General features: G+C 59.1%; 18 protein-coding genes. 11 read left to right on the top strand and 7 right to left on the bottom strand.

Features of this window, described 5'->3' with window-relative positions; genetic code table 11:
* Window positions 1-84: 84 nt before the first annotated feature.
* The 4 genes from ACI77I_RS18010 to ACI77I_RS17995 form a co-directional block, all read right to left on the bottom strand.
* Window positions 85-825, bottom strand: a complete 741-nt coding sequence (locus tag ACI77I_RS18010; RefSeq protein ID WP_094952920.1) for a YciK family oxidoreductase — start codon at window positions 823-825, stop codon at window positions 85-87.
* Window positions 826-1,002: 177 nt separating this feature from the next.
* Complete coding sequence (gene mupP, locus ACI77I_RS18005; RefSeq protein ID WP_094952921.1) at window positions 1,003-1,674, bottom strand: N-acetylmuramic acid 6-phosphate phosphatase MupP; 672 nt, start codon at window positions 1,672-1,674, stop codon at window positions 1,003-1,005.
* Between the two features lie 4 nt (window positions 1,675-1,678).
* Window positions 1,679-2,377 (bottom strand): bifunctional 2-polyprenyl-6-hydroxyphenol methylase/3-demethylubiquinol 3-O-methyltransferase UbiG, encoded by a 699-nt coding sequence (ubiG, locus tag ACI77I_RS18000; RefSeq protein ID WP_094952922.1) that lies wholly within the window; start codon window positions 2,375-2,377, stop codon window positions 1,679-1,681.
* Between the two features lie 63 nt (window positions 2,378-2,440).
* Window positions 2,441-3,772 (bottom strand): TRZ/ATZ family hydrolase, encoded by a 1,332-nt coding sequence (locus ACI77I_RS17995; protein ID WP_242155062.1) that lies wholly within the window; start codon window positions 3,770-3,772, stop codon window positions 2,441-2,443.
* Window positions 3,773-3,881: 109 nt separating this feature from the next.
* Here ACI77I_RS17995 and mtnA point away from each other — a divergent pair, with 109 nt between their 5' ends.
* The 11 genes from mtnA to ACI77I_RS17940 all read left to right on the top strand — a co-directional run bounded on the left by mtnA (window position 3,882) and on the right by ACI77I_RS17940 (window position 17,445).
* Window positions 3,882-4,952: an S-methyl-5-thioribose-1-phosphate isomerase gene (mtnA, locus tag ACI77I_RS17990; RefSeq protein WP_406998087.1), complete on the top strand. Its 1,071-nt coding sequence runs from the start codon at window positions 3,882-3,884 to the stop codon at window positions 4,950-4,952.
* A gap of 422 nt (window positions 4,953-5,374) precedes the next feature.
* Window positions 5,375-8,032, top strand: a complete 2,658-nt coding sequence (gyrA, locus tag ACI77I_RS17985) for a DNA gyrase subunit A (protein ID WP_094952925.1) — start codon at window positions 5,375-5,377, stop codon at window positions 8,030-8,032.
* Between the two features lie 244 nt (window positions 8,033-8,276).
* Window positions 8,277-9,362, top strand: coding sequence for a 3-phosphoserine/phosphohydroxythreonine transaminase (gene serC / locus ACI77I_RS17980; RefSeq protein WP_094952926.1), 1,086 nt, complete (start codon window positions 8,277-8,279; stop codon window positions 9,360-9,362).
* Entirely contained in the window at window positions 9,362-10,456 is a 1,095-nt protein-coding gene (gene pheA / locus ACI77I_RS17975; protein ID WP_094952927.1) for a prephenate dehydratase, read from the top strand. Before serC ends, pheA begins: the two co-directional genes overlap by 1 nt.
* A 9-nt stretch (window positions 10,457-10,465) precedes the next feature.
* A complete protein-coding gene (hisC, locus tag ACI77I_RS17970; RefSeq protein ID WP_242155064.1) occupies window positions 10,466-11,578 on the top strand; it encodes a histidinol-phosphate transaminase in 1,113 nt (370 codons plus the stop codon).
* 28 nt (window positions 11,579-11,606) lie between these two features.
* Window positions 11,607-13,817: a bifunctional prephenate dehydrogenase/3-phosphoshikimate 1-carboxyvinyltransferase gene (locus tag ACI77I_RS17965; RefSeq protein ID WP_406998101.1), complete on the top strand. Its 2,211-nt coding sequence runs from the start codon at window positions 11,607-11,609 to the stop codon at window positions 13,815-13,817.
* Window positions 13,814-14,503, top strand: a complete 690-nt coding sequence (cmk, locus tag ACI77I_RS17960) for a (d)CMP kinase (RefSeq protein ID WP_242155068.1) — start codon at window positions 13,814-13,816, stop codon at window positions 14,501-14,503. Before ACI77I_RS17965 ends, cmk begins: the two co-directional genes overlap by 4 nt.
* Before the next feature lie 119 nt (window positions 14,504-14,622).
* The gene (rpsA, locus tag ACI77I_RS17955) at window positions 14,623-16,317 is read left to right on the top strand and encodes a 30S ribosomal protein S1 (RefSeq protein WP_094952931.1); all 1,695 of its coding nucleotides are present in this window, start codon (window positions 14,623-14,625) and stop codon (window positions 16,315-16,317) included.
* A 160-nt stretch (window positions 16,318-16,477) separates the two neighbouring features.
* Window positions 16,478-16,759: a hypothetical protein gene (locus ACI77I_RS17950; RefSeq protein ID WP_094952932.1), complete on the top strand. Its 282-nt coding sequence runs from the start codon at window positions 16,478-16,480 to the stop codon at window positions 16,757-16,759.
* A 131-nt stretch (window positions 16,760-16,890) separates the two neighbouring features.
* The gene (gene ihfB / locus ACI77I_RS17945) at window positions 16,891-17,187 is read left to right on the top strand and encodes an integration host factor subunit beta (protein WP_003218804.1); all 297 of its coding nucleotides are present in this window, start codon (window positions 16,891-16,893) and stop codon (window positions 17,185-17,187) included.
* A 24-nt stretch (window positions 17,188-17,211) separates the two neighbouring features.
* Entirely contained in the window at window positions 17,212-17,445 is a 234-nt protein-coding gene (locus ACI77I_RS17940) for a LapA family protein (protein ID WP_242155070.1), read from the top strand.
* 101 nt (window positions 17,446-17,546) lie between these two features.
* On the opposite strand, the gene ACI77I_RS17935 is transcribed toward ACI77I_RS17940, so the two are convergent.
* From ACI77I_RS17935 to ACI77I_RS17925, 3 genes are read right to left on the bottom strand one after another with little or no spacing between them, the layout of a single operon-like run.
* A complete protein-coding gene (locus ACI77I_RS17935) occupies window positions 17,547-18,314 on the bottom strand; it encodes a glycosyltransferase family 2 protein (protein WP_406998086.1) in 768 nt (255 codons plus the stop codon).
* A gap of 9 nt (window positions 18,315-18,323) precedes the next feature.
* On the bottom strand, window positions 18,324-19,733 hold the full coding sequence (locus ACI77I_RS17930; RefSeq protein ID WP_242155073.1) for a mannose-1-phosphate guanylyltransferase/mannose-6-phosphate isomerase: 1,410 nt from the start codon (window positions 19,731-19,733) through the stop codon (window positions 18,324-18,326).
* Entirely contained in the window at window positions 19,734-20,858 is a 1,125-nt protein-coding gene (locus tag ACI77I_RS17925; RefSeq protein WP_242155076.1) for a glycosyltransferase, read from the bottom strand. It abuts the gene before it with no gap.
* Between the last annotated feature and the right edge of the window lie 6 nt (window positions 20,859-20,864).

Raw genomic sequence — 20,864 nt, 5'->3', positions numbered from 1 at the left:
TGATGCACCGAGGTGCCTGCATCGCAGGCACGCCAGTTCCCACATAAACCCAGTTCCACATTTTGGGTGGTGTTGTTTCAGTTATTACTGCGCATCAAACGCCTGCCCATTAATGCCGGTACTGTCCGGCCCCATCAGGTACAGGTACACCGGCATGATCTCTTCCGGCGCAGGCCTTTCCATCGGGTTCTCGCCTGGGTAGGCCTGGGCACGCATGCTGGTGCGTGTACCGCCCGGGTTGATGCTGTTGGAGCGCACGGCCGCCACATCCTCAAGCTCATCGGCCAGGGTTTGCATCAAGCCTTCAGTGGCGAATTTCGACACGCCATAAGCGCCCCAGTACGCCCGGCCTTTGCGCCCGACGCTGCTGGAGGTGAACACCACCGACGCATCCTGGGACAGCTTGAGCAGCGGCAGCAAGGTGCTGGTCAGCATGAACATCGCGTTGACGTTGACGTGCATCACCCGCATGAAATTCTCACCGGACAACTGCTCGATCGGCGTGCGTGGGCCGATGATCGAGGCGTTGTGCAGCAGGCCGTCGAGGCGGCCGAATTCTTTTTCGATCATCGCGGCCAGCTCATCGTATTGATGGGGCAGGGCGGTCTCCAGGTTGAACGGAATCACCACCGGTTGCGGTTGGCCGGCCGCTTCGATCTCGTCATACACCTGGGCCAGGTTGGCTTCGGTCTTACCCAGCAACAGCACGGTGGCGCCATGGGCGGCATAGGTTTTCGCCGCCGCCGCGCCAATCCCGCGACCGGCACCGGTCACCAGGATCACGCGGCCTTTGAGCAGTTCTGGACGTGCGCAGTAATCAAACATAAATAGCCTCGACAGAATTCAAGCTGATACAGCTCTTGAAGTGGAATCCATTTCAGGTGGGAGCTGGCTTGCCTGCGATAGCGGTCTGCCAGCCAGCACCTGTGGCGACAGGTACTCCGCCATCGCAGGCAAGCCAGCTCCCACATTGATCTCAGTGTTGGTGAGATCTGCGAACACTCAGCAACTGCACAGTGCGTTATCCAGCACCTTGCGCAGTTCCAGCGGGTGATCCACCACCACATCGGCGCCCCAGTTGCGTGGGTTGTCGTCCGGGTGGATGTAGCCGAACGTGACTGCTGCGGTGCGGGTGCCGGCGTCGCGGCCGGATTCGATGTCGCGCAGGTCATCGCCCACGAACAGCACGCTGGCCGGGTCCAGGTCGAGCATCTTGCACGCCAGGATCAACGGCTCAGGGTCCGGCTTGCTGTTCTTCACGTGGTCCGGGCAGATCAACAGCGCCGAACGCTCGGCCAGGCCCAGCTGCTGCATGATCGGCTCGGCAAAGCGCAGCGGCTTGTTGGTGACCACGCCCCACACCAACTTGGATTTTTCGATGTCTTCCAGCAGCTCGGCCATGCCGTCGAACAGTTTGCTGTGGACCGCGCAGCCCTTGAGGTAGCGCTCCAGGAATTCCAGGCGCAGTTCTTCAAAGCCTGGGGATTCCGGGTCCATCGAGAAGGTCACGGCAACCATCGCCCGCGCACCACCGGAGATTTCATCGCGGATGTGCTGGTCGTTGATCGGCGCCAGGCCGCGATCGGCGCGCATCGCCTGGCAGATCGCGATGAAGTCCGGCGCGGTGTCCAGCAAGGTACCGTCCATATCGAAGAGAACCGCTCGCAACTTCACAGGCTTACTCCTCGCGCAGGGTCTGGATCATGTAGTTGACGTCAACGTCGCTGGCCAGCTTGTAGTGCTTGGTCAGCGGGTTGTAGGTCAGGCCGATGATGTCTTTGACGGTCAGCCCGGCCTGACGGCTCCAGGCGCCCAGTTCGGAAGGGCGGATGAATTTTTTGAAGTCGTGGGTGCCGCGCGGCAGCAGCTTCATGATGTATTCGGCGCCGATGATCGCGAACAGGTAGGCCTTGGGGTTGCGGTTGATGGTGGAGAAGAACACCTGGCCGCCCGGCTTGACCATGCGGAAGCAGGCGCGGATCACTGAGGACGGGTCCGGTACGTGCTCGAGCATCTCAAGGCAGGTGATCACGTCGAACTGCTCAGGCATTTCTTCGGCCAGGGCTTCGGCGGTGATCTGGCGGTATTCCACGCTCACACCGGACTCCAGCTGGTGCAACTGGGCCACGGCCAGCGGGGCTTCGCCCATGTCGATACCCATTACCGTGGCGCCACGCTGGGCCATCGCTTCGCTGAGGATGCCGCCGCCGCAACCAACGTCCAGCACCTTCTTGTCGGCCAGGTTGACGCGTTCGTCAATCCAGTTGACCCGCAGCGGGTTGATGTCGTGCAGCGGTTTGAACTCGCTTTCACGGTCCCACCAGCGGTGGGCCAGGGCTTCGAATTTGGCGATTTCGGCGTGGTCGACGTTGCTCATGGTGAATCCTCTAAATCTGATAAATCGGTTTGCAGATGTTCAAGCGTAGGTTCAAACCCTGCGTTATTCGCTGTGCCCGCTGATGCGTTGGCCCCAGGCAATGGCCGTGGCGGTCAACTGTTGTTCATCCATGCGGGTCAATTGCCGGTCGTCGAGCAACTGCTTGCCGGCGACCCAAAGGTGTTTCACACAATCGCGTCCGGTGGCATATATAAGCTGTGAGACCGGATCGTAGATCGGTTGTTGCGCCAGCCCTGAAAGATCAAAGGCCACGATATCGGCGGCCTTGCCGACCTCCAGCGAGCCTATCTCGCTTTCCAGGCCCATGGCCCGTGCGCCGTTGAGCGTGGCCATACGCAGGGCACGGTGGGCATCCAGGGCGGTGGCCGAGCCGGCGACGGCCTTGGCCAGCATCGCGGCGGTACGGGTTTCGCCCAACAGGTCCAGGTCATTGTTGCTGGCGGCGCCGTCGGTGCCGATCGCCACATTGACGCCAGCCTGCCACAGACGCTCCACCGGGCAAAAGCCGCTGGCCAGTTTCAGGTTCGATTCCGGGCAATGGATGATGCTGGTGTTGCTTTCTACCAGCAAAGCCAGGTCGTCCTCGCTGATTTGGGTCATATGAACGGCCTGGAAGCGCGGGCCGAGCAAGCCGAGGCGGCCCAGGCGCGCCAAGGGGCGTTCACCGGTCTGCTCGACGGCTTGCTGCACTTCAAAAGCGGTTTCATGCACGTGCATGTGGATGGCCGCGTCCAGCTCCTCGGCGATGATGCGGATCTTCTCCAGGTTCTCATCGCACACGGTGTAGGGCGCGTGGGGGCCGAAGGTGATCTTGATACGTGGGTGGTGCTTGAGGTCGCCGAACAGCTCTACACCCTGGCGAATCGCCTCATCGGCCGTGCTGGCGCCGGGAATCGGGAAGTCGAGGATCGGAATCGCGATCTGCGCGCGCATGCCGCTGTTGTGTACGCAGTCGCTGGCGACCTTGGGGTAGAAATACATGTCGGAAAAGCACGTGATGCCGCCCTTGAGCTGCTCGGCGATAGCCAGGTCGGTGCCGTCGCGCACGAAGGCTTCATCGACCCACTTGGCCTCGGCGGGCCAGATGTGCTTTTCCAGCCAGGTCATCAGCGGCAAATCATCGGCCAGCCCGCGGAACAGGCTCATCGCCGCATGGCCGTGGGCATTGATCAGACCGGGGCTGAGCAGCATGCCCGGCAGCTCGCGCACTTCGGTGGCCGAAAGCTTCAGCGCGGCGGCCCGTGGCCCGATAAAGGCGATGCGCCCATCGCGAATGCCCAGGCCGTATTCCTTGAACACTACGCCGGCAGGTTCGACAGGTACCAGCCAGGTGGGCAGCAGCAACACGTCGAGCGGGGCGGCAGTGGAGGTCATCGCAGGCTTCTTCCCGGGCAGCTATAAAAGAAGGGCGAAGTATACCCGAGCGTCCAGGCTGGCGGATCGCTATAATCGGCGGCTTTTGTTCATGAGTGCGGGGTAAGGGATGCGCGACCGACTGTTAGCGGCAGAGAAAGTGAAGGCCATCCAATGGCGTGATGGCGCGCTGCACCTGCTCGATCAGCGTGCCTTGCCGTCTCAGGAATCCTGGGTTGCCTGCACTACTGTGGCTGAAGTAGCCGATGCCATACGCACGATGGTAGTGCGCGGCGCCTCGGCCATTGGTATCAGCGCCGCCTATGGCCTGGTGCTCGCCGCCCGTGAATCCATGGCTGAAGGCGGTGACTGGCAGGCTGCGTGGGAAGAAGGCTACGCGCTATTGGCCGATACCCGTCCGACGGCGTCGAACCTGTTCTGGGCTTTGAAGCGCATGCGTGATCGCCTGGACCGCGTCAGCAAGCACGCCGACCCGCTGGCGGTGCTGGAAGCCGAAGCCATTGGGATCCATGAAAGCGACCGGGAAGCCAATGTGGTCATGGCTCAACTGGGTCTTGAGCGGATTCGCAAGCACCAGGGCAACCCCCAGGCGATCCTGACCCATGGCAATACTGGCGCACTGGCGACCGGCGGTGTCGGCACGGCCCTCGGGGTGATTCGTGCGGCCTTCCTGGAAGGCTTGGTCGAGCGTGTCTACGTCAACGAAACGCGGCCCTGGCTGCAAGGTTTGCGGCTGACGGCGTGGGAGCTGGCGGGCGAGGGCATCCCGGTCACGGTGAATACTGACTCGGCCGGCGCGCATATCCTCAAGACCAAAGGGGTGACCTGGGTGGTTGTCGGCGCCGACTGCATTGCCGCCAATGGTGATGTGGTAAGCAAGATCGGCACTTACCAGTTAGCCGTGTGCGCCATGCACCACGGCGTGCGTTTTATGGTGGTGGCGCCGAGTTCGACGCTGGATTTGATGATGGCAACGGGCGATGACGTCGCGCTGGAAGAGCGTGATCCCGGTGAATTGTTGGATGTCATGGGGCAGCGCTTGGAGGTGGCTGCTTTTAATCCGGTATTTGACGTGACGCCAGCCGATCTGATTGATGTGATCGTCACGGAAAAGGGCGTTGTTGAGCGCCCGGATACGGCCAAGCTGGCCAAGTTGATGTGCCGTAAACGCCTGCATTGAGGGCTTTGCTGTCTGTGGAACCGTCAACGCAGGCCAGCCAGCTCCCACACTCACTGTGTTCACAAATCAACATGTGGGAGCGGGCTTGCCCGCGATTGGCCTTAAAAGTCAATAAACCCCTCGCATCTGCCCCGGAAAAATAGCACCACCCTATCTCTGAGCCCCTCTCGTCGCCCTCAAGCCTGTCATCCGTCAACTTACTATGCTCCATGCGCATCAGGGGGATAGGTGCGTGGCGGCGATTGTGATAACATCCGGCGGTTTCCAGGGCTGCCTCAAGGGGCCGCCTATAACGTGCAGATCCGTGTCATAACTCGTTGATTTGTCGTAAGTCGTTGTCAGGCACTCTGCCGGCAGCGGCGAGCTTCGTTCGTCCCATAGGATGTGACGAGGTTTCACCCGAAAAAGGAATCAGGCTTCTCATGGGCGAACTGGCCAAAGAAATCCTCCCGGTCAATATCGAAGACGAGCTGAAACAGTCCTACCTCGACTACGCGATGAGCGTAATTGTCGGGCGGGCACTGCCTGATGCGCGCGATGGCTTGAAGCCCGTGCACCGGCGTGTGCTGTTCGCGATGAGCGAGCTGGGTAACGACTGGAACAAGCCGTACAAGAAATCTGCCCGTGTTGTCGGTGACGTGATCGGTAAGTATCACCCTCACGGCGACACTGCGGTGTACGACACCATCGTTCGGATGGCCCAGCCGTTTTCCCTGCGCTACCTGCTGGTAGACGGCCAGGGTAACTTCGGTTCGGTCGATGGCGACAACGCCGCGGCCATGCGATACACCGAAGTGCGCATGACCAAGCTGGCGCACGAGCTGCTGGCCGACCTGCATAAAGAAACCGTGGACTGGGTGCCGAACTACGACGGCACCGAAATGATCCCGGCGGTCATGCCAACCCGTATTCCCAACCTGCTGGTCAACGGCTCCAGCGGTATCGCCGTGGGCATGGCCACCAACATCCCGCCGCACAACCTCGGTGAAGTCATCGACGGTTGCCTGGCGCTCATCGACAACCCTGAGCTGACCATCGATGAGCTGATGCAATACATCCCCGGTCCGGACTTCCCGACCGCCGCGATCATCAACGGTCGCGCCGGCATCATCGAAGCCTATCGCACCGGTCGCGGCCGCATTTACATGCGCGCCCGCTCGATGATCGAAGACATCGACAAGGTCGGTGGCCGCCAGCAGATCGTCATCACCGAACTCCCATACCAGTTGAACAAGGCGCGTCTGATCGAGAAGATTGCCGAGCTGGTTAAAGAGAAGAAGCTGGAAGGCATCACCGAGCTGCGCGACGAGTCCGACAAAGACGGTATGCGCGTGGTGATCGAGCTGCGTCGTGGCGAAGTGCCTGAGGTGATCCTCAACAACCTCTACGCCCAGACCCAGCTGCAAAGCGTGTTTGGTATCAACGTGGTTGCCCTGATCGACGGCCGCCCGCGCATCCTGAACCTCAAGGATCTGCTGGAAGCCTTCGTGCGTCACCGTCGCGAAGTGGTCACCCGCCGTACCGTGTTCGAACTGCGCAAAGCGCGTGAGCGCGGCCACATCCTGGAAGGCCAGGCGGTTGCGCTGTCGAACATCGACCCGGTTATCGCGCTGATCAAGGCTTCGCCGACGCCGTCGGAAGCTAAAGAAGCGCTGATCAAGATGCCGTGGGAATCCAGCGCCGTCGTGGCGATGGTTGAACGTGCCGGTGCCGATTCGTGCCGCCCGGAGACCCTGGACCCGCAATACGGTCTGCGCGACGGCAAGTACTTCCTGTCGCCGGAACAGGCCCAGGCCATCCTGGAACTGCGTCTGCACCGCCTGACCGGTCTGGAGCACGAGAAGCTGCTGGCCGAGTACCAGGAGATCCTAAACCAGATCGGCGAGTTGATCCGCATCCTCAGCAGCGCTGTGCGCCTGATGGAAGTGATCCGCGAAGAACTGGAAGTGATCCGTGCCGAATACGGCGACGTGCGCCGCACCGAAATCCTCGATGCCCGTCTCGACCTGACCCTGGGTGACATGATCCCGGAAGAAGAGCGTGTGGTGACCATCTCCCACGGTGGCTACGCCAAGACCCAGCCGTTGGCTGCGTACCAGGCTCAGCGTCGTGGCGGTAAAGGTAAGTCGGCTACTGGCGTGAAGGATGAGGACTACATCGCTCACCTGCTCGTCGCCAACAGCCACACCACGCTGTTGCTGTTCTCCAGCAAAGGCAAAGTGTACTGGCTGAAAACCTACGAAATCCCGGAAGCCTCGCGCGCGGCCCGTGGTCGCCCGCTGGTTAACCTGCTGCCGCTGGACAGTGATGAATACATCACCACCATGCTGCCGGTTGACGAATACACCGAAGGTCACTTCATCTTCATGGCGACCGCCAAAGGCACCGTGAAGAAGACTCCGCTGGAATCCTTCAGTCGTCAGCGCAGCGTGGGCCTGATCGCCCTGGAGCTGGATGAAGGCGACGTACTGATCTCCGCTGCCATCACCGATGGCGAGCGTGAAGTCATGCTGTTCTCCGACGGCGGCAAAGTGACTCGCTTCAAGGAATCCGACGTGCGTGCCATGGGCCGTACCGCTCGCGGTGTGCGCGGCATGCGTCTGCCGGAAGGGCAGAAGCTGATTTCGATGCTGATCCCGGAAGAAGGCAGCCAGATCCTCACCGCTTCCGAGCGCGGTTATGGCAAACGTACTGCCATCAGCGAATTCCCGGAGTACAAGCGTGGCGGCCAGGGCGTTATCGCTATGGTCAGCAACGATCGCAACGGCCGTCTGGTCGGCGCGGTCCAGGTGCTCGATGGCGAGGAAATCATGCTGATTTCCGACCAGGGCACCCTGGTACGTACCCGTGTGGCTGAAGTGTCGAGCCTGGGTCGCAACACCCAAGGCGTGACGCTGATCAAGCTGGCCAAGGACGAAAAACTGGTCGGCCTGGAGCGTGTGCAGGAACCGTCCGAAGTCGAAGGCGAAGAGCTGGAAGAAGGTGAAGTGTTTGACGGCGAGGTGATCGCAACCGGCGATGACCACGTCGACGAGCCAACCCTCGATGCTGCCGCAGACGAAGAAGAACCGCAGGAATAAGCGGACACACAGGGGGCGGATGAAGATTCGCCCCCTTGTTGTTTGTCCCCTTTGAAATACTTGGCTTTTGTCTGGAGCCGTTCCCTGTGGGAGCTGGCTTGCCTGCGATAGCATCACCGCGGTACCCGTTGAACTACCGAGGTGCCTGTATCGCAGGCAAGCCAACTCCCGCGTGGGTTTGCTTCAGATAAAGGTTGTTGCCGAACATGATTGCAGCCCCAACCAGATCAGAGTGAGATTGGATGTGAGCAAGAGAGCCTATAACTTCTGTGCCGGTCCCGCGGCGCTTCCTGAAGCAGTCCTGCAGCGCGCGCAGGGTGAACTCCTCGACTGGCATGGAAAAGGCCTCTCTGTGATGGAAATGAGCCATCGCAGCGATGAGTTCGTGTCCATCGCCACCAAGGCCGAGCAGGATCTGCGCGACTTGCTGGGCATCCCCTCCAACTACAAAGTGCTGTTCCTGCAGGGCGGCGCGAGCCAGCAGTTCGCCCAGATCCCGCTGAACCTGCTGCCGGAAGACGGCACCGCCGACTATATCGACACCGGTATCTGGGGGCAGAAGGCGATTGAAGAGGCCTCGCGCTATGGTCACGTCAATGTGGCCGGCACCGCCAAGCCTTACGACTACTTCGCCATTCCCGGTCAGAACGAATGGAAGCTGTCGAAGGATGCTGCCTACGTTCACTACGTAGCCAACGAAACCATCGGCGGCCTGGAATTCGACTGGGTGCCGCAAGTGGGTGATGTGCCGCTGGTGTGCGACATGTCCTCGGACATCCTCTCGCGCCCGATTGATGTGTCCCAGTACGGCATGATCTACGCCGGCGCGCAGAAGAACATCGGCCCCAGCGGCATCTTGGTCAACATCGTTCGTGAAGACCTGCTGGGTCGCGCGCGCTCGGTGTGCCCGACCATGCTCAACTACAAGGTCGCGGCCGATAATGGCTCGATGTACAACACCCCGCCGGCGTTCGCCTGGTACTTGTCCGGCCTGGTGTTCGAGTGGCTCAAAGAGCAGGGCGGTGTCGCCGCCATGGGCAAGCTCAACGAAGAGAAGAAGCGCACCCTGTACGACTTCATCGACGCCAGCGGCCTGTACAGCAACCCGATCAACCTGACCGACCGCTCGTGGATGAACGTGCCGTTCCGTCTGGCTGACGACCGTCTGGACAAGCCATTCCTGGCCGGTGCCGACGCACGTGGCCTGCTGAACCTCAAGGGCCACCGTTCGGTAGGTGGCATGCGCGCCTCCATCTACAACGCTGTCGACATCAACGCCATCAAGGCGCTGGTGGCCTACATGGCAGAGTTCGAAAAGGAACACGGCTAATGTCTGAGCAAGAACTCAAAGCTCTGCGCGTACGCATTGACAGCCTGGACGAGAAAGTCCTGGAGCTGATCAGTGAGCGCGCGCGGTGCGCCCAGGAAGTTGCACGAGTGAAGATGGCGTCTCTGGCGGAAGGCGAAGTGCCGGTATTCTACCGGCCTGAGCGCGAAGCCCAGGTGCTCAAGCGCGTCATGGAGCGCAACCAGGGCCCGCTGGGCAACGAAGAGATGGCGCGGTTGTTCCGTGAAATCATGTCTTCGTGCCTGGCACTGGAGCAGCCGCTGAAAGTGGCTTACCTCGGCCCTGAGGGCACCTTCACCCAAGCAGCAGCCATGAAGCACTTCGGCCACGCCGTGATCAGCAAGCCGATGGCGGCGATCGACGAAGTGTTTCGTGAAGTGGCCGCTGGTGCGGTGAACTTTGGCGTGGTGCCGGTGGAGAACTCCACTGAAGGCGCGGTCAACCACACGCTGGACAGCTTCCTTGAGCACGACATGGTGATCTGCGGTGAAGTTGAGCTGCGTATCCACCACCACTTGCTGGTGGGCGAGAACACCAAGACCGACAGCATCAGCCGTATCTACTCCCACGCTCAGTCCCTGGCCCAGTGCCGCAAGTGGCTGGACGCCCATTACCCGAATGTCGAGCGCGTGGCTGTGTCCAGCAACGCCGAAGCGGCCAAGCGGGTCAAGGGGGAGTGGAATTCGGCGGCGATTGCCGGCGATATGGCCGCTGGCCTGTACGGCCTGACGCGTCTGGCCGAGAAAATCGAGGACCGCCCGGACAACTCCACGCGCTTCTTGATGATCGGCAGTCAGGAAGTGCCGCCGACCGGCGACGACAAGACTTCGATCATCGTCTCCATGAGCAACAAGCCCGGCGCGCTGCATGAGCTGCTGGTGCCGTTCCACGACAACGGGATTGACCTGACGCGAATCGAGACGCGCCCTTCGCGCAGCGGTAAATGGACTTATGTGTTCTTTATCGACTTCATCGGCCATCACCGCGACCCACTGGTTAAAGGTGTGCTGGAGAAAATCAGTCAGGAAGCCGTAGCACTCAAGGTGCTGGGCTCTTACCCGAAAGCGGTTTTGTGAGGCTTTAACATGAGTGGCAACTTCCTCGCCCTGGCTCAGCCGGGCGTGCAACAACTGTCGCCTTACGTTCCAGGCAAGCCTGTGGACGAGCTGGCGCGTGAGTTGAACCTGGACCCGTCGAAGATCGTAAAGCTGGCCAGCAACGAAAACCCGCTGGGCCCAAGCCCCAAGGTGTTGGCGGCGATTCGTGAAGCGCTGGCTGAGCTGACCCGCTATCCGGACGGTAACGGTTTTGCCCTCAAGTCCCTGCTGGCGGAAAACTGCCGGGTCGAGCTGAACCAAGTGACCTTGGGTAACGGTTCCAACGACATTCTTGAGTTGGTCGGCCGCGCCTACCTCGCGCCTGGTTTGAATGCGGTGTTCAGCGAGCACGCTTTTGCCGTCTATCCGATTGTCACTCAGGCGGTGGGTGCTGACGCGCGCGTTATTCCGGCCAAGGATTGGGGGCATGACCTGCCGGCCATGCTGGCGGCCATCGACGCCCAGACCCGTGTGGTGTTTATCGCCAACCCTAACAACCCGACCGGTACCTGGTTCGATGCGCAGGCGTTGAACGACTTTCTGCAAGACGTACCGGAGCACGTGCTGGTAGTGCTGGACGAGGCCTACATCGAGTACGCCGAAGGCAGCGACCTGCCGGACGGCCTGGATTTCCTCGCGGCTTACCCGAACCTGCTGGTGTCGCGTACGTTCTCCAAGGCCTATGGCCTGGCCTCGCTGCGGGTGGGTTACGGCCTGTCCACGGCGGTGGTGGCCGATGTGCTGAACCGCGTGCGCCAACCGTTCAACGTCAACAGCCTCGCCCTGGCGGCGGCCTGTGCGGCGGTGAAGGATGCCGAATACCTGGAAGAAGGCCGTCGCATCAACGAAAGCGGCATGCTGCAACTGCAGGAAGGCTTCCGTGAGTTGGGCTTGGGCTGGATTCCGTCCAAGGGCAACTTCATTTGCGTCGACCTTGGTCAACCGGCTGCGCCGGTCTTTCAGGGCCTGCTGCGCGAAGGCGTGATTGTGCGCCCGGTGGCCAACTACGGCATGCCGAACCACCTGCGTATCACCATCGGTTTGCCGGCGGAAAACAGCCGCTTCCTGGAGGCGTTGGCCAAGGTTCTGGCTCGTGGTTGATGTCACTGCATTGCAACCTGCTGTGCCTATGATCGGTCGCTTGGTGGTGGTCGGTCTGGGGTTGATCGGCGGCTCCTTCGCCAAAGGCCTGCGTGAAAGCGGGTTGTGCGGCGAAGTGGTCGGTGTGGACCTGGACCCACAGTCGCGCAAGTTGGCGGTTGAGTTGGGCGTGGTGGATCGCTGTGAAGCTGACCTGGCGCTCGCATGCCAGGGCGCGGATGTGATCCAGCTCGCGGTGCCGATTCTGGCCATGGAGAAGCTGCTGGCTTTGTTGGCCGAGATGGACTTGGGCCAGGCGATCCTGACGGACGTCGGCAGTGCCAAAGGCAATGTGGTGCGCGCGGCACAACTCGCGTTTGGCGGCATGCCGGCGCGTTTTGTGCCGGGCCACCCGATTGCCGGTTCCGAGCAGAGTGGGGTGGAGGCGTCCAATGCGCAGCTGTTCCGCCGCCATAAGGTGATCCTGACGCCACTTGAGCAAACCGATCCGGCGGCGTTGGCTGTGGTTGACCGGCTGTGGCGCGAGCTGGGCGCGGATGTCGAGCATATGCAGGTCGAGCGCCACGACGAAGTGCTGGCGGCGACCAGTCATTTGCCGCATCTGCTGGCGTTTGGTCTAGTTGATTCTTTGGCCAAGCGTAACGAAAACCTCGACATTTTCCGCTACGCCGCCGGTGGCTTCCGCGATTTCACGCGCATTGCCGGCAGCGACCCGGTGATGTGGCACGACATCTTCCTTGCCAATCGCGAGGCGGTATTGCGCACCCTGGACACCTTCCGCAGTGACCTCGACGCCTTGCGCGACGCGGTGGATGCCGGGGACGGCCATCAATTACTGGGCGTTTTCACCCGTGCAAGGGTGGCGCGTGAGCATTTCAGCAAGATCCTGGCTCGCCGGGCCTACATGGAAACTGCCGTGAACGCCGATGAGCTGACCTTTCTCGCCAACCCGGGTGGCCGCTTGAGCGGGCAGATTCGGATGCCGGGCGACAAGTCGATCTCCCATCGCTCGATCATGCTTGGTTCATTGGCCGATGGCGTGACCGAGGTTGAAGGTTTTCTTGAAGGTGAAGATGCCCTGGCAACCTTGCAGGCGTTTCGTGACATGGGCGTGGTGATTGAAGGGCCGCACCATGGGCGCGTGACCATTCATGGCGTTGGCTTGCATGGCTTGAAACCAGCGCCGGGGCCGATTTACCTGGGTAACTCCGGGACGTCCATGCGCCTGCTGTCCGGGTTGCTGGCGGCGCAGAGCTTCGACAGTGTCTTGACCGGTGATGCTTCACTGTCCAAGCGCCCAATGAGCCGCGTGGTCACGCCGCTGCGGGAAATGGGAGCCGTGATCGAGACCGGGCCGCAAGGGCACCCGCCGTTGACCATTCGCGGTGGCCAGGCATTGAAGGGGCTGACCTACACGCTGCCGATGGCCAGTGCGCAGGTCAAATCCTGCCTGTTGCTGGCAGGTTTGTACGCCGAGGGTAAAACCTCGGTGACTGAGCCGGCCCCGACCCGTGATCATACCGAGCGAATGCTGCGCGGCTTCGGGTACCCGGTGCAGGTGCAGGGCGCTACGGCGTCGATCGAGTCGGGCCATGCATTGACCGCCACGCATATTGAGGTGCCGGGGGATATTTCTTCTTCTGCATTCTTCCTGGTGGCGGCGTCGATTGCCGAAGGCTCCGAGTTGTTGCTGGAGCATGTGGGGATCAACCCGACACGTACCGGGGTGATCGATATCCTGCGGCTGATGGGCGCGGATATCACCCTGGAAAACCTGCGTGAGGTCGGCGGTGAACCGGTTGCGGACCTGCGCGTGCGTGCTGCTGCGCTGAAGGGCATCGAGATTCCTGACGCGTTGGTGTCGCTGGCTATTGATGAGTTCCCGGTGTTGTTCGTCGCGGCGGCCTGCGCTGAGGGCCGCACTGTATTGCGCGGCGCTGCAGAGTTGCGCGTGAAAGAGTCCGACCGTATTCAGGTCATGGCCGACGGTCTGTTGGCATTAGGCGTGAAGTGTGAACCGACACCTGATGGGATTATCATTGACGGGGGCCTGATAGGCGGGGGCGACGTGCATGCCCATGGCGACCACCGGATTGCCATGGCCTTCAGCGTGGCGTCCTTACGGGCTACTGCGCCGATTCGTATTCGTGACTGCGCCAATGTAGCTACATCTTTTCCGAATTTTCTTACACTGTGTGCCCACGTCGGCATCCGTGTTGCCCAAGAGGCTCAATTGTGAATATCAAAGCACCGGTGATTACCATCGACGGGCCAAGCGGCTCGGGCAAAGGCACCATCGCCGGCATTCTGGCCAAGCGCCTGGGCTGGTGCCTGCTCGATTCCGGCGCGCTGTACCGCGTGCTGGCGTTTGCCGCACGCAACCATGGCGTCGACCTGACCAACGAAGAATCCCTGAAGCTGCTGGCGGCGCACCTGGATGTGCAGTTCGTCGGCGCGACGGAAGGTCATCCGCAGCGCATCATCCTTGAAGGCGATGACGTCACCGATGACCTGCGCAACGAACAAGTCGGTTCCTGGGCTTCCCAGGTTGCCGCGCTGCCGGCCGTGCGTGACGCATTGCTGCAGCGTCAGCGGGCTTTTCAGGAGCCGCCGGGCCTTGTCGCCGATGGTCGTGACATGGGCACCGTGGTGTTTCCGGAAGCGCCGCTGAAGATTTTCCTGACCGCCAGCGCCGAGGAACGGGCTCGCCGCCGTTACTTGCAGTTGAAGGGAAAAGTCGATGGTGTTAGTCTGTCGAGTCTGCTAGATGAGATCCGTGCACGCGATGAGCGTGATACCCAGCGTGCGGTAGCCCCGCTTAAGCCGGCGGCTGACGCCATACAGCTGGATTCCACGGAGTTGTCCATCGAGCAGGTGCTGGAACGCATCTTGAGTGAAATCGCCATTCGCGATATCGCCGGGTGACCAAGAAGGCTGCAGGGGACCAGTCATAGTCCTGCGGTGCTTCTTCTAATTGAAACTAACCCACACCGTCTGGGGTGTGGAGATGGGCGTATTCTTCGCCCTTATCAACAGGAATTAAAATGAGCGAAAGCTTTGCGGAACTCTTTGAAGAAAGCCTAAAAACCCTGAACCTTCAGGCTGGCTCCATCATCACCGGTGTTATCGTTGATATCGATTACCAAGCTCGCTGGGTAACCGTTCACGCTGGTCTGAAGTCTGAAGCTCTGATCCCGCTGGAACAGTTCTACAACGATGCTGGCGACCTGACTATCAATGTCGGTGACGAAGTTCACGTTGCTCTGGACTCGGTTGAAGACGGTTTCGGTGAAACCAAGCTGTCCCGTGAAAAAGCCAAGCGCGCTGAATGCTGGATTGTTCTCGAAGCAGCCTTCGCAGCTGAAGAAGTGGTCAAGGGCGTTATCAACGGTAAGGTTAAAGGCGGCTTCACTGTCGACGTTAACGGCATCCGTGCGTTCCTGCCAGGTTCTTTGGTCGACGTTCGTCCAGTGCGCGACACCACGCACTTGGAAGGCAAAGAACTCGAATTCAAGGTCATCAAGCTGGACCAGAAGCGCAACAACGTTGTCGTTTCCCGTCGCAGCGTGCTGGAAGCAGAGAACTCCGCCGAGCGTGAAGCTCTGCTGGAATCCCTGCAGGAAGGCCAACAAGTCAAAGGTATCGTCAAGAACCTCACCGATTACGGCGCATTCGTCGATCTGGGTGGCGTCGATGGCCTGCTGCACATTACCGACATGGCTTGGAAGCGTATCAAGCATCCTTCCGAAATCGTCAACGTTGGCGACGAGATCGATGTCAAGGTTCTGAAGTACGATCGTGAGCGTAACCGCGTTTCCCTGGGCTTGAAGCAGCTGGGCGAAGATCCATGGGTTGCTATCAAAGCTCGTTACCCAGAAAGCACTCGCGTAACCGCGCGTGTTACCAACCTGACCGACTACGGCTGCTTCGCAGAGCTGGAAGAAGGCGTGGAAGGCCTGGTACACGTTTCCGAAATGGACTGGACCAACAAAAACATCCACCCTTCGAAAGTCGTACAAGTCGGCGACGAAGTGGAAGTTATGGTTCTGGACATCGACGAAGAGCGTCGTCGCATCTCCCTGGGCATCAAGCAGTGCAAATCTAACCCATGGGAAGATTTCTCTGGCCAGTTCAACAAGGGCGATAAAATCTCCGGCACCATCAAGTCGATCACCGATTTCGGTATCTTCATTGGTCTGGACGGCGGCATCGACGGCTTGGTTCACCTGTCCGACATCTCCTGGAACGAAGTTGGCGAAGAAGCTGTTCGTCGTTTCAAGAAGGGCGACGAGCTGGACACCGTTATCCTGTCGGTTGACCCAGAGCGCGAGCGCATCTCCCTGGGTATCAAGCAACTGGAAAGCGATCCGTTCTCCGAGTACGTTCAAGAGAACGACAAAGGCGCAATCGTTAAAGGCATCGTGAAAGAAGTTGACGCCAAAGGCGCCATCATCACTCTGGCCGACGATATCGAAGCGACTCTGAAAGCCTCCGAAATCAGCCGTGACCGCGTTGAAGACGCGCGTAACGTTCTGAAAGAAGGCCAGGAAGTAGAAGCCAAGATCATCAGCGTTGACCGCAAGAGCCGCGTAATCCAGCTCTCCATCAAGTCGAAAGACGAGATCGAAGAGAAAGAAGCCATTCAAAGCCTGCGCGATAAGCCAGCTTCGTCTGAGCCTTCTGCTGGTCCTACCACTCTGGGCGACCTGCTGCGTGCACAGATGGAAAAACAGAACTAAGTTCTGTCAGACCATAGAAAAAGGGCGACTTCGGTCGCCCTTTTTTGTGCCTGAAATTTGTTGAATCAACAACCTCGAACCAAGTCTTACAGCGGGGTGTCAGAACTGACTATAGTTTTCATACGCGCTATTTCGTGTTGTTGCTTCAATAAGGATTTGAATGAACAGGTTTATTGTCGTTTTCTCAATGATGCTGCTTGCAGGCTGCTCCACCAGTGCCAAGACTCACGCCAGGCACGGCGTCAGCGGCATCGAGATTGACTGTTCAGGGCTTGGCTCCAATTGGGAGAAGTGTGAGAAGCGTGCTGCCCGCGAGTGCAAGATGCAGGGCTACAAGGTTGTAGCTCGGTCCAGCGACGCCAAGGATGAAGAGGGTGACTATCTGTTTGGCTGGAACCCGGCTGGCGCGGTGACCCGCACGATGCTGGTGATCTGCAAATGAGGGCGCTGGCACTTTTTATGGGCGTAAAACGAACCTGCAGATAAGTTAGGGTGTGGGCTGTTCAAATTCACCAAGTCATGCTAAAACCTCTGAAGCGCTTTTCCTAGCTGCTTGAAAAAGAAGGGAAAAATATGACGAAGTCGGAGTTGATCGAACGAATTGTCACCCATCAAGGGCTGCTTTCATCCAAGGATGTAGAGCTGGCTATCAAGACCATGCTTGAGCAAATGTCCCAATGCTTGGCCACTGGGGATCGAATCGAGATCCGGGGCTTTGGTAGCTTTTCCTTGCACTACCGCGCACCGCGTGTGGGCCGTAACCCGAAAACCGGGCAGTCCGTCAGCCTCGACGGCAAGTTTGTGCCGCACTTCAAGCCGGGCAAGGAGTTGCGGGATCGAGTGAACGAAGACGAGGAAGAAGGCGTCTGAGTGGTTTTGGGGTAGGAGTAAGTTATGCGTGGGATCAAGCGCGTTTTGCTGGTGTTAGTCGCTCTTCTCGCTGTTTTGGCGGTGTTGGCGTTTGTGCTTGAAAACCAGCAGGGAGTGGCATTGTCCTTCCTGGGGTGGACTACAGGGCAATGGCCGGTAGCGGTGTTTGTTACGCTGGCATTGATTGCCGGGATGTTGATAGGTCCGGTTCTTGGGGTGCTGGTAGGGTGTAAGGTGCGCCGTAAGCAGTCTGTCTAGTTAGGTTGAGTCCCTCTCAGCCCCGCCCTTAGCGGTAGACTGCTGTCGACTAGCCAGCAGGCGCACACACGGCGCGCGCTGCTGACAGGCCAGCCCGATGATCAGGCGTTATCTTTAGGGCGCTTACGCAACTCATAAAGTTTGAACGGTAACTTGAGTAAAAGCATGGGTAGGTTGGTGCAGATGCCGTTTGTGCGGCAAGCGTCCACAATCTCCATGTTCAGTCTCAGGCTGCTCTTAAATCCTGCCGTGCTCGCGCCTCCCGATCGCATGCGTACCAATACCTTATCGAGGTACGAGTACTTGAGGCGGTGCACCATGAAAAGCCTGACAAAGAACTCAAAGTCCGCGGAAATCTTGTACTTCAAAGAGTATGAGCCGACTTTATGGTAAGCCGACTTGCGAATGTATGTCGCCGGATGAGGCGGCATCCATCCAAAACGCATTTTCCAGGGGGCGAACCGATTGCCGCGGTAAAAGCGAGTCACTGTTTGCAGGTCGGGATCGTCCACAAACACAACGTCGCCGAACACTGCATCACTTTCCGGGCGGCGCTCGAAGGCTTCCACCACAGCAGAAACGCTGGTGGCGCTTTCATAAAAGTCATCGGAGTTCAGAATCCCAATGACATCACCTGTGGCCAGGGCTACACCCTTATTCATCGCGTCATAGAGCCCTTTGTCCGGCTCGCTGACAAAGCGGCTGATGCGATCACCATAAGACTCGATAATCGCCTGAGTGCCATCTTTAGAGCCCCCGTCCACCAGAATGTATTCTATGTTGTTGTAGTCTTGTAAAAAAACGGACTCTATCGTGTCTCGAATCGTACCGGCGCTGTTATAGCAGACCGTAATAATTGATACCTTCAAGACAACCTCTTATGTGCGACCGTACAGGTCTTCAAAGCGTACGATATCGTCTTCGCCGAGATAGGAGCCGGATTGCACTTCAATCAGTTCCAGTGGAATAACGCCAGGATTCTCCAGAGTGTGGACTTGGCCAATGGGAATGTACGTGGATTGGTTTTCAGTCACCAGGTAGGTTTTGTCACCGTTGGTGACTTTCGCAGTGCCACTCACAACGATCCAGTGCTCGGCTCGGTGGTGGTGCATTTGCAACGAGAGTCGTGCGCCAGGATTAACGGTGATGCGTTTGACCTGATACCGACTGCCGTTATCAATCGAGTCATACATACCCCACGGACGATAGACTTCGCGATGATCCAGTGACTCACAACGGCCTTCACTTTTGAGTCGATCAACGATTTTCTTCACGTTCTGCACTTGGCTTTTATGGGCCACCAGAACGGCGTCTTTGGTTTCAACTATCACCAGGTCGTTGACGCCTACAGTGCTGACCAAGCGACTATGCGAGTGTACGAACGTATTATTTGTCTGCTCGATCAGTACGTCGCCGTGACAAACGTTGCCTTGCGCATCCTTGCTACCGACCTCCCACAGTGCCGCCCACGAGCCGATATCGCTCCAGCCCGCATCCAGCGGTACTACTACTGCATCAGCGGTTTGCTCCATCACGGCGTAGTCGATCGACTCGGCCGGGCAGTTTGCAAAAGCCTCTTTGCCGACACGGGTAAAGTGCATATCCTGCGTGCCTAGGGCGATAGCACTGCGGCAAGCGGCGAGGATGTCTGGACGAAATTTTTCCAGCTCTTCCAAGTAACGACTGGCTCGAAACATGAACATGCCGCTGTTCCAGAGGTAGTTCCCGCTGGACAGGTAAGTGCGAGCGGTTTCCTCATTCGGCTTTTCTACAAAGCGTGCCACGCGAAAACCACCGGCGTCGACACTCTCACCTTTTTCGATATAACCGTAACCGGTCTCCGGTTGAGTCGCCACAATTCCAAACGTGACCAGCTTCCCGGCATGAGCCAGGGGTAACGCTTGCCGGATGCAGTCTTGGAATGCTTCGGCGTCTTGGATCAGATGATCGGCTGCCAGCACCAGCAGTAAGGGATCCTGCTCATCAGCGCACGCCTGCAAAGCTGCCAGGGCCACGGCCGGCGCGGTATTTCGGCCCACTGGTTCCAGAAGGATATTGGCGTCTTCCAGTCCCAGGCGCCGAAGTTGCTCGGCTGCCAGAAATCGATGTTCTTCATTGCAAATCAAGCGTGGTACGGCGACATCAAGGCCGTCCAGACGCTTGATCGTAGCCTGCAACATGGACAGCTCGCTGTCAGCCAGGCAGAGGAACTGCTTTGGGTTGAGCTGACGCGAAAGCGGCCAGAGGCGAGAGCCAGAGCCGCCGGCCATAATTACCGGAATCAACATTTAATCTTCCCTTGCATTCAATTCGTTGGTCGCGCCCGCGGTAGGCTGAGCGGCGATGTCCAGCATGGTCTTCGCGACGGTCTCCCAGTCCCTGGGGATCGTTGTCAACTGCTCACTCCAGTCTGGCCAATAGCCGGCTGAGAGCCTTCCGTGCAGTTCGTTTACGGCATTTTTCAGCGAGTCTGCGTTATCTGCGCGAAAGTATATCGCCCCGTCACCACACAAAACTCGCGCGTAAGGCAGGTCCGGGCAGATGATCGGCAGTCCTGCAAACATCGCTTCCACCAGTGGAAACCCATAGCTCTCATCGGTTGAGAGAAACAGTAGCGCATCCACTTGGCTATAGGCCTGCAGCATCTTCTGCGCAGACAGCATGCCCACGCAACGTAACCCTGTAAGGCTGGGAGCAGGATTGTTTTTTTCCTCGAGGGTGAGATCGAGCTTCGCTACGGGCCATTGTGTCATATTGATATTATTGACGGCGGCGAGCAGCTTGTGATTTTTGTGGGGATACCCCGCAGCCGGATAAATCATATGTAAAGGTCCGGCGGCAGCTCCCACACGCCCTGTGCGGCGAAGATCGGAGTTCAGCAGCCATACAGGTACCGGTTGAGGCACGACATGCACCCGTGAGCGCAGCGAGGGGTATGACTCAATCAAAGCGTCACGCATCAACGTTGTTTGCACAATAAACGCTTGTGCGTACCGCAGGTTTGAGCGAAACACCCACCTGAGCAGCGCCAGCTTGAGACCGCCAACGCTCCAGGAGAATCTTTCCGGCCGCAAAAGGTGAGAGTTCTGTACGAACACCGTTTGCCGAGCTGCGCAGCGAATGGGCAGGTCGCCCATCACCAGCAGGGGGGGCTCCCCACTGAAACGCCGGCCGAGATAGAGGCATTCCACCAGGCGCGAAAGGGCGTTGGGAAGGTAGCGCCGATAACTCGTTACTTTTATCGAGCCGTCCGCACTTTGGTAGGACGCAAGATCTCCCCTGTCGGGCAAATAGGCTTCAACAATACGCACGCGCTTGTTGCGCTCCAAGGCCGGTAGCAATGACTTGAGCAATTGCACTGCGCCCAGGCCTGCGATGTTGGTCAGGTGCAGGCGAACAGAATCTTGGCTCATGGGATG

The organism is Pseudomonas sp. D47 (assembly GCF_045447305.1).
Classification (GTDB): domain Bacteria; phylum Pseudomonadota; class Gammaproteobacteria; order Pseudomonadales; family Pseudomonadaceae; genus Aquipseudomonas.
This window is presented reverse-complemented; position numbering and strand designations above follow the sequence as displayed.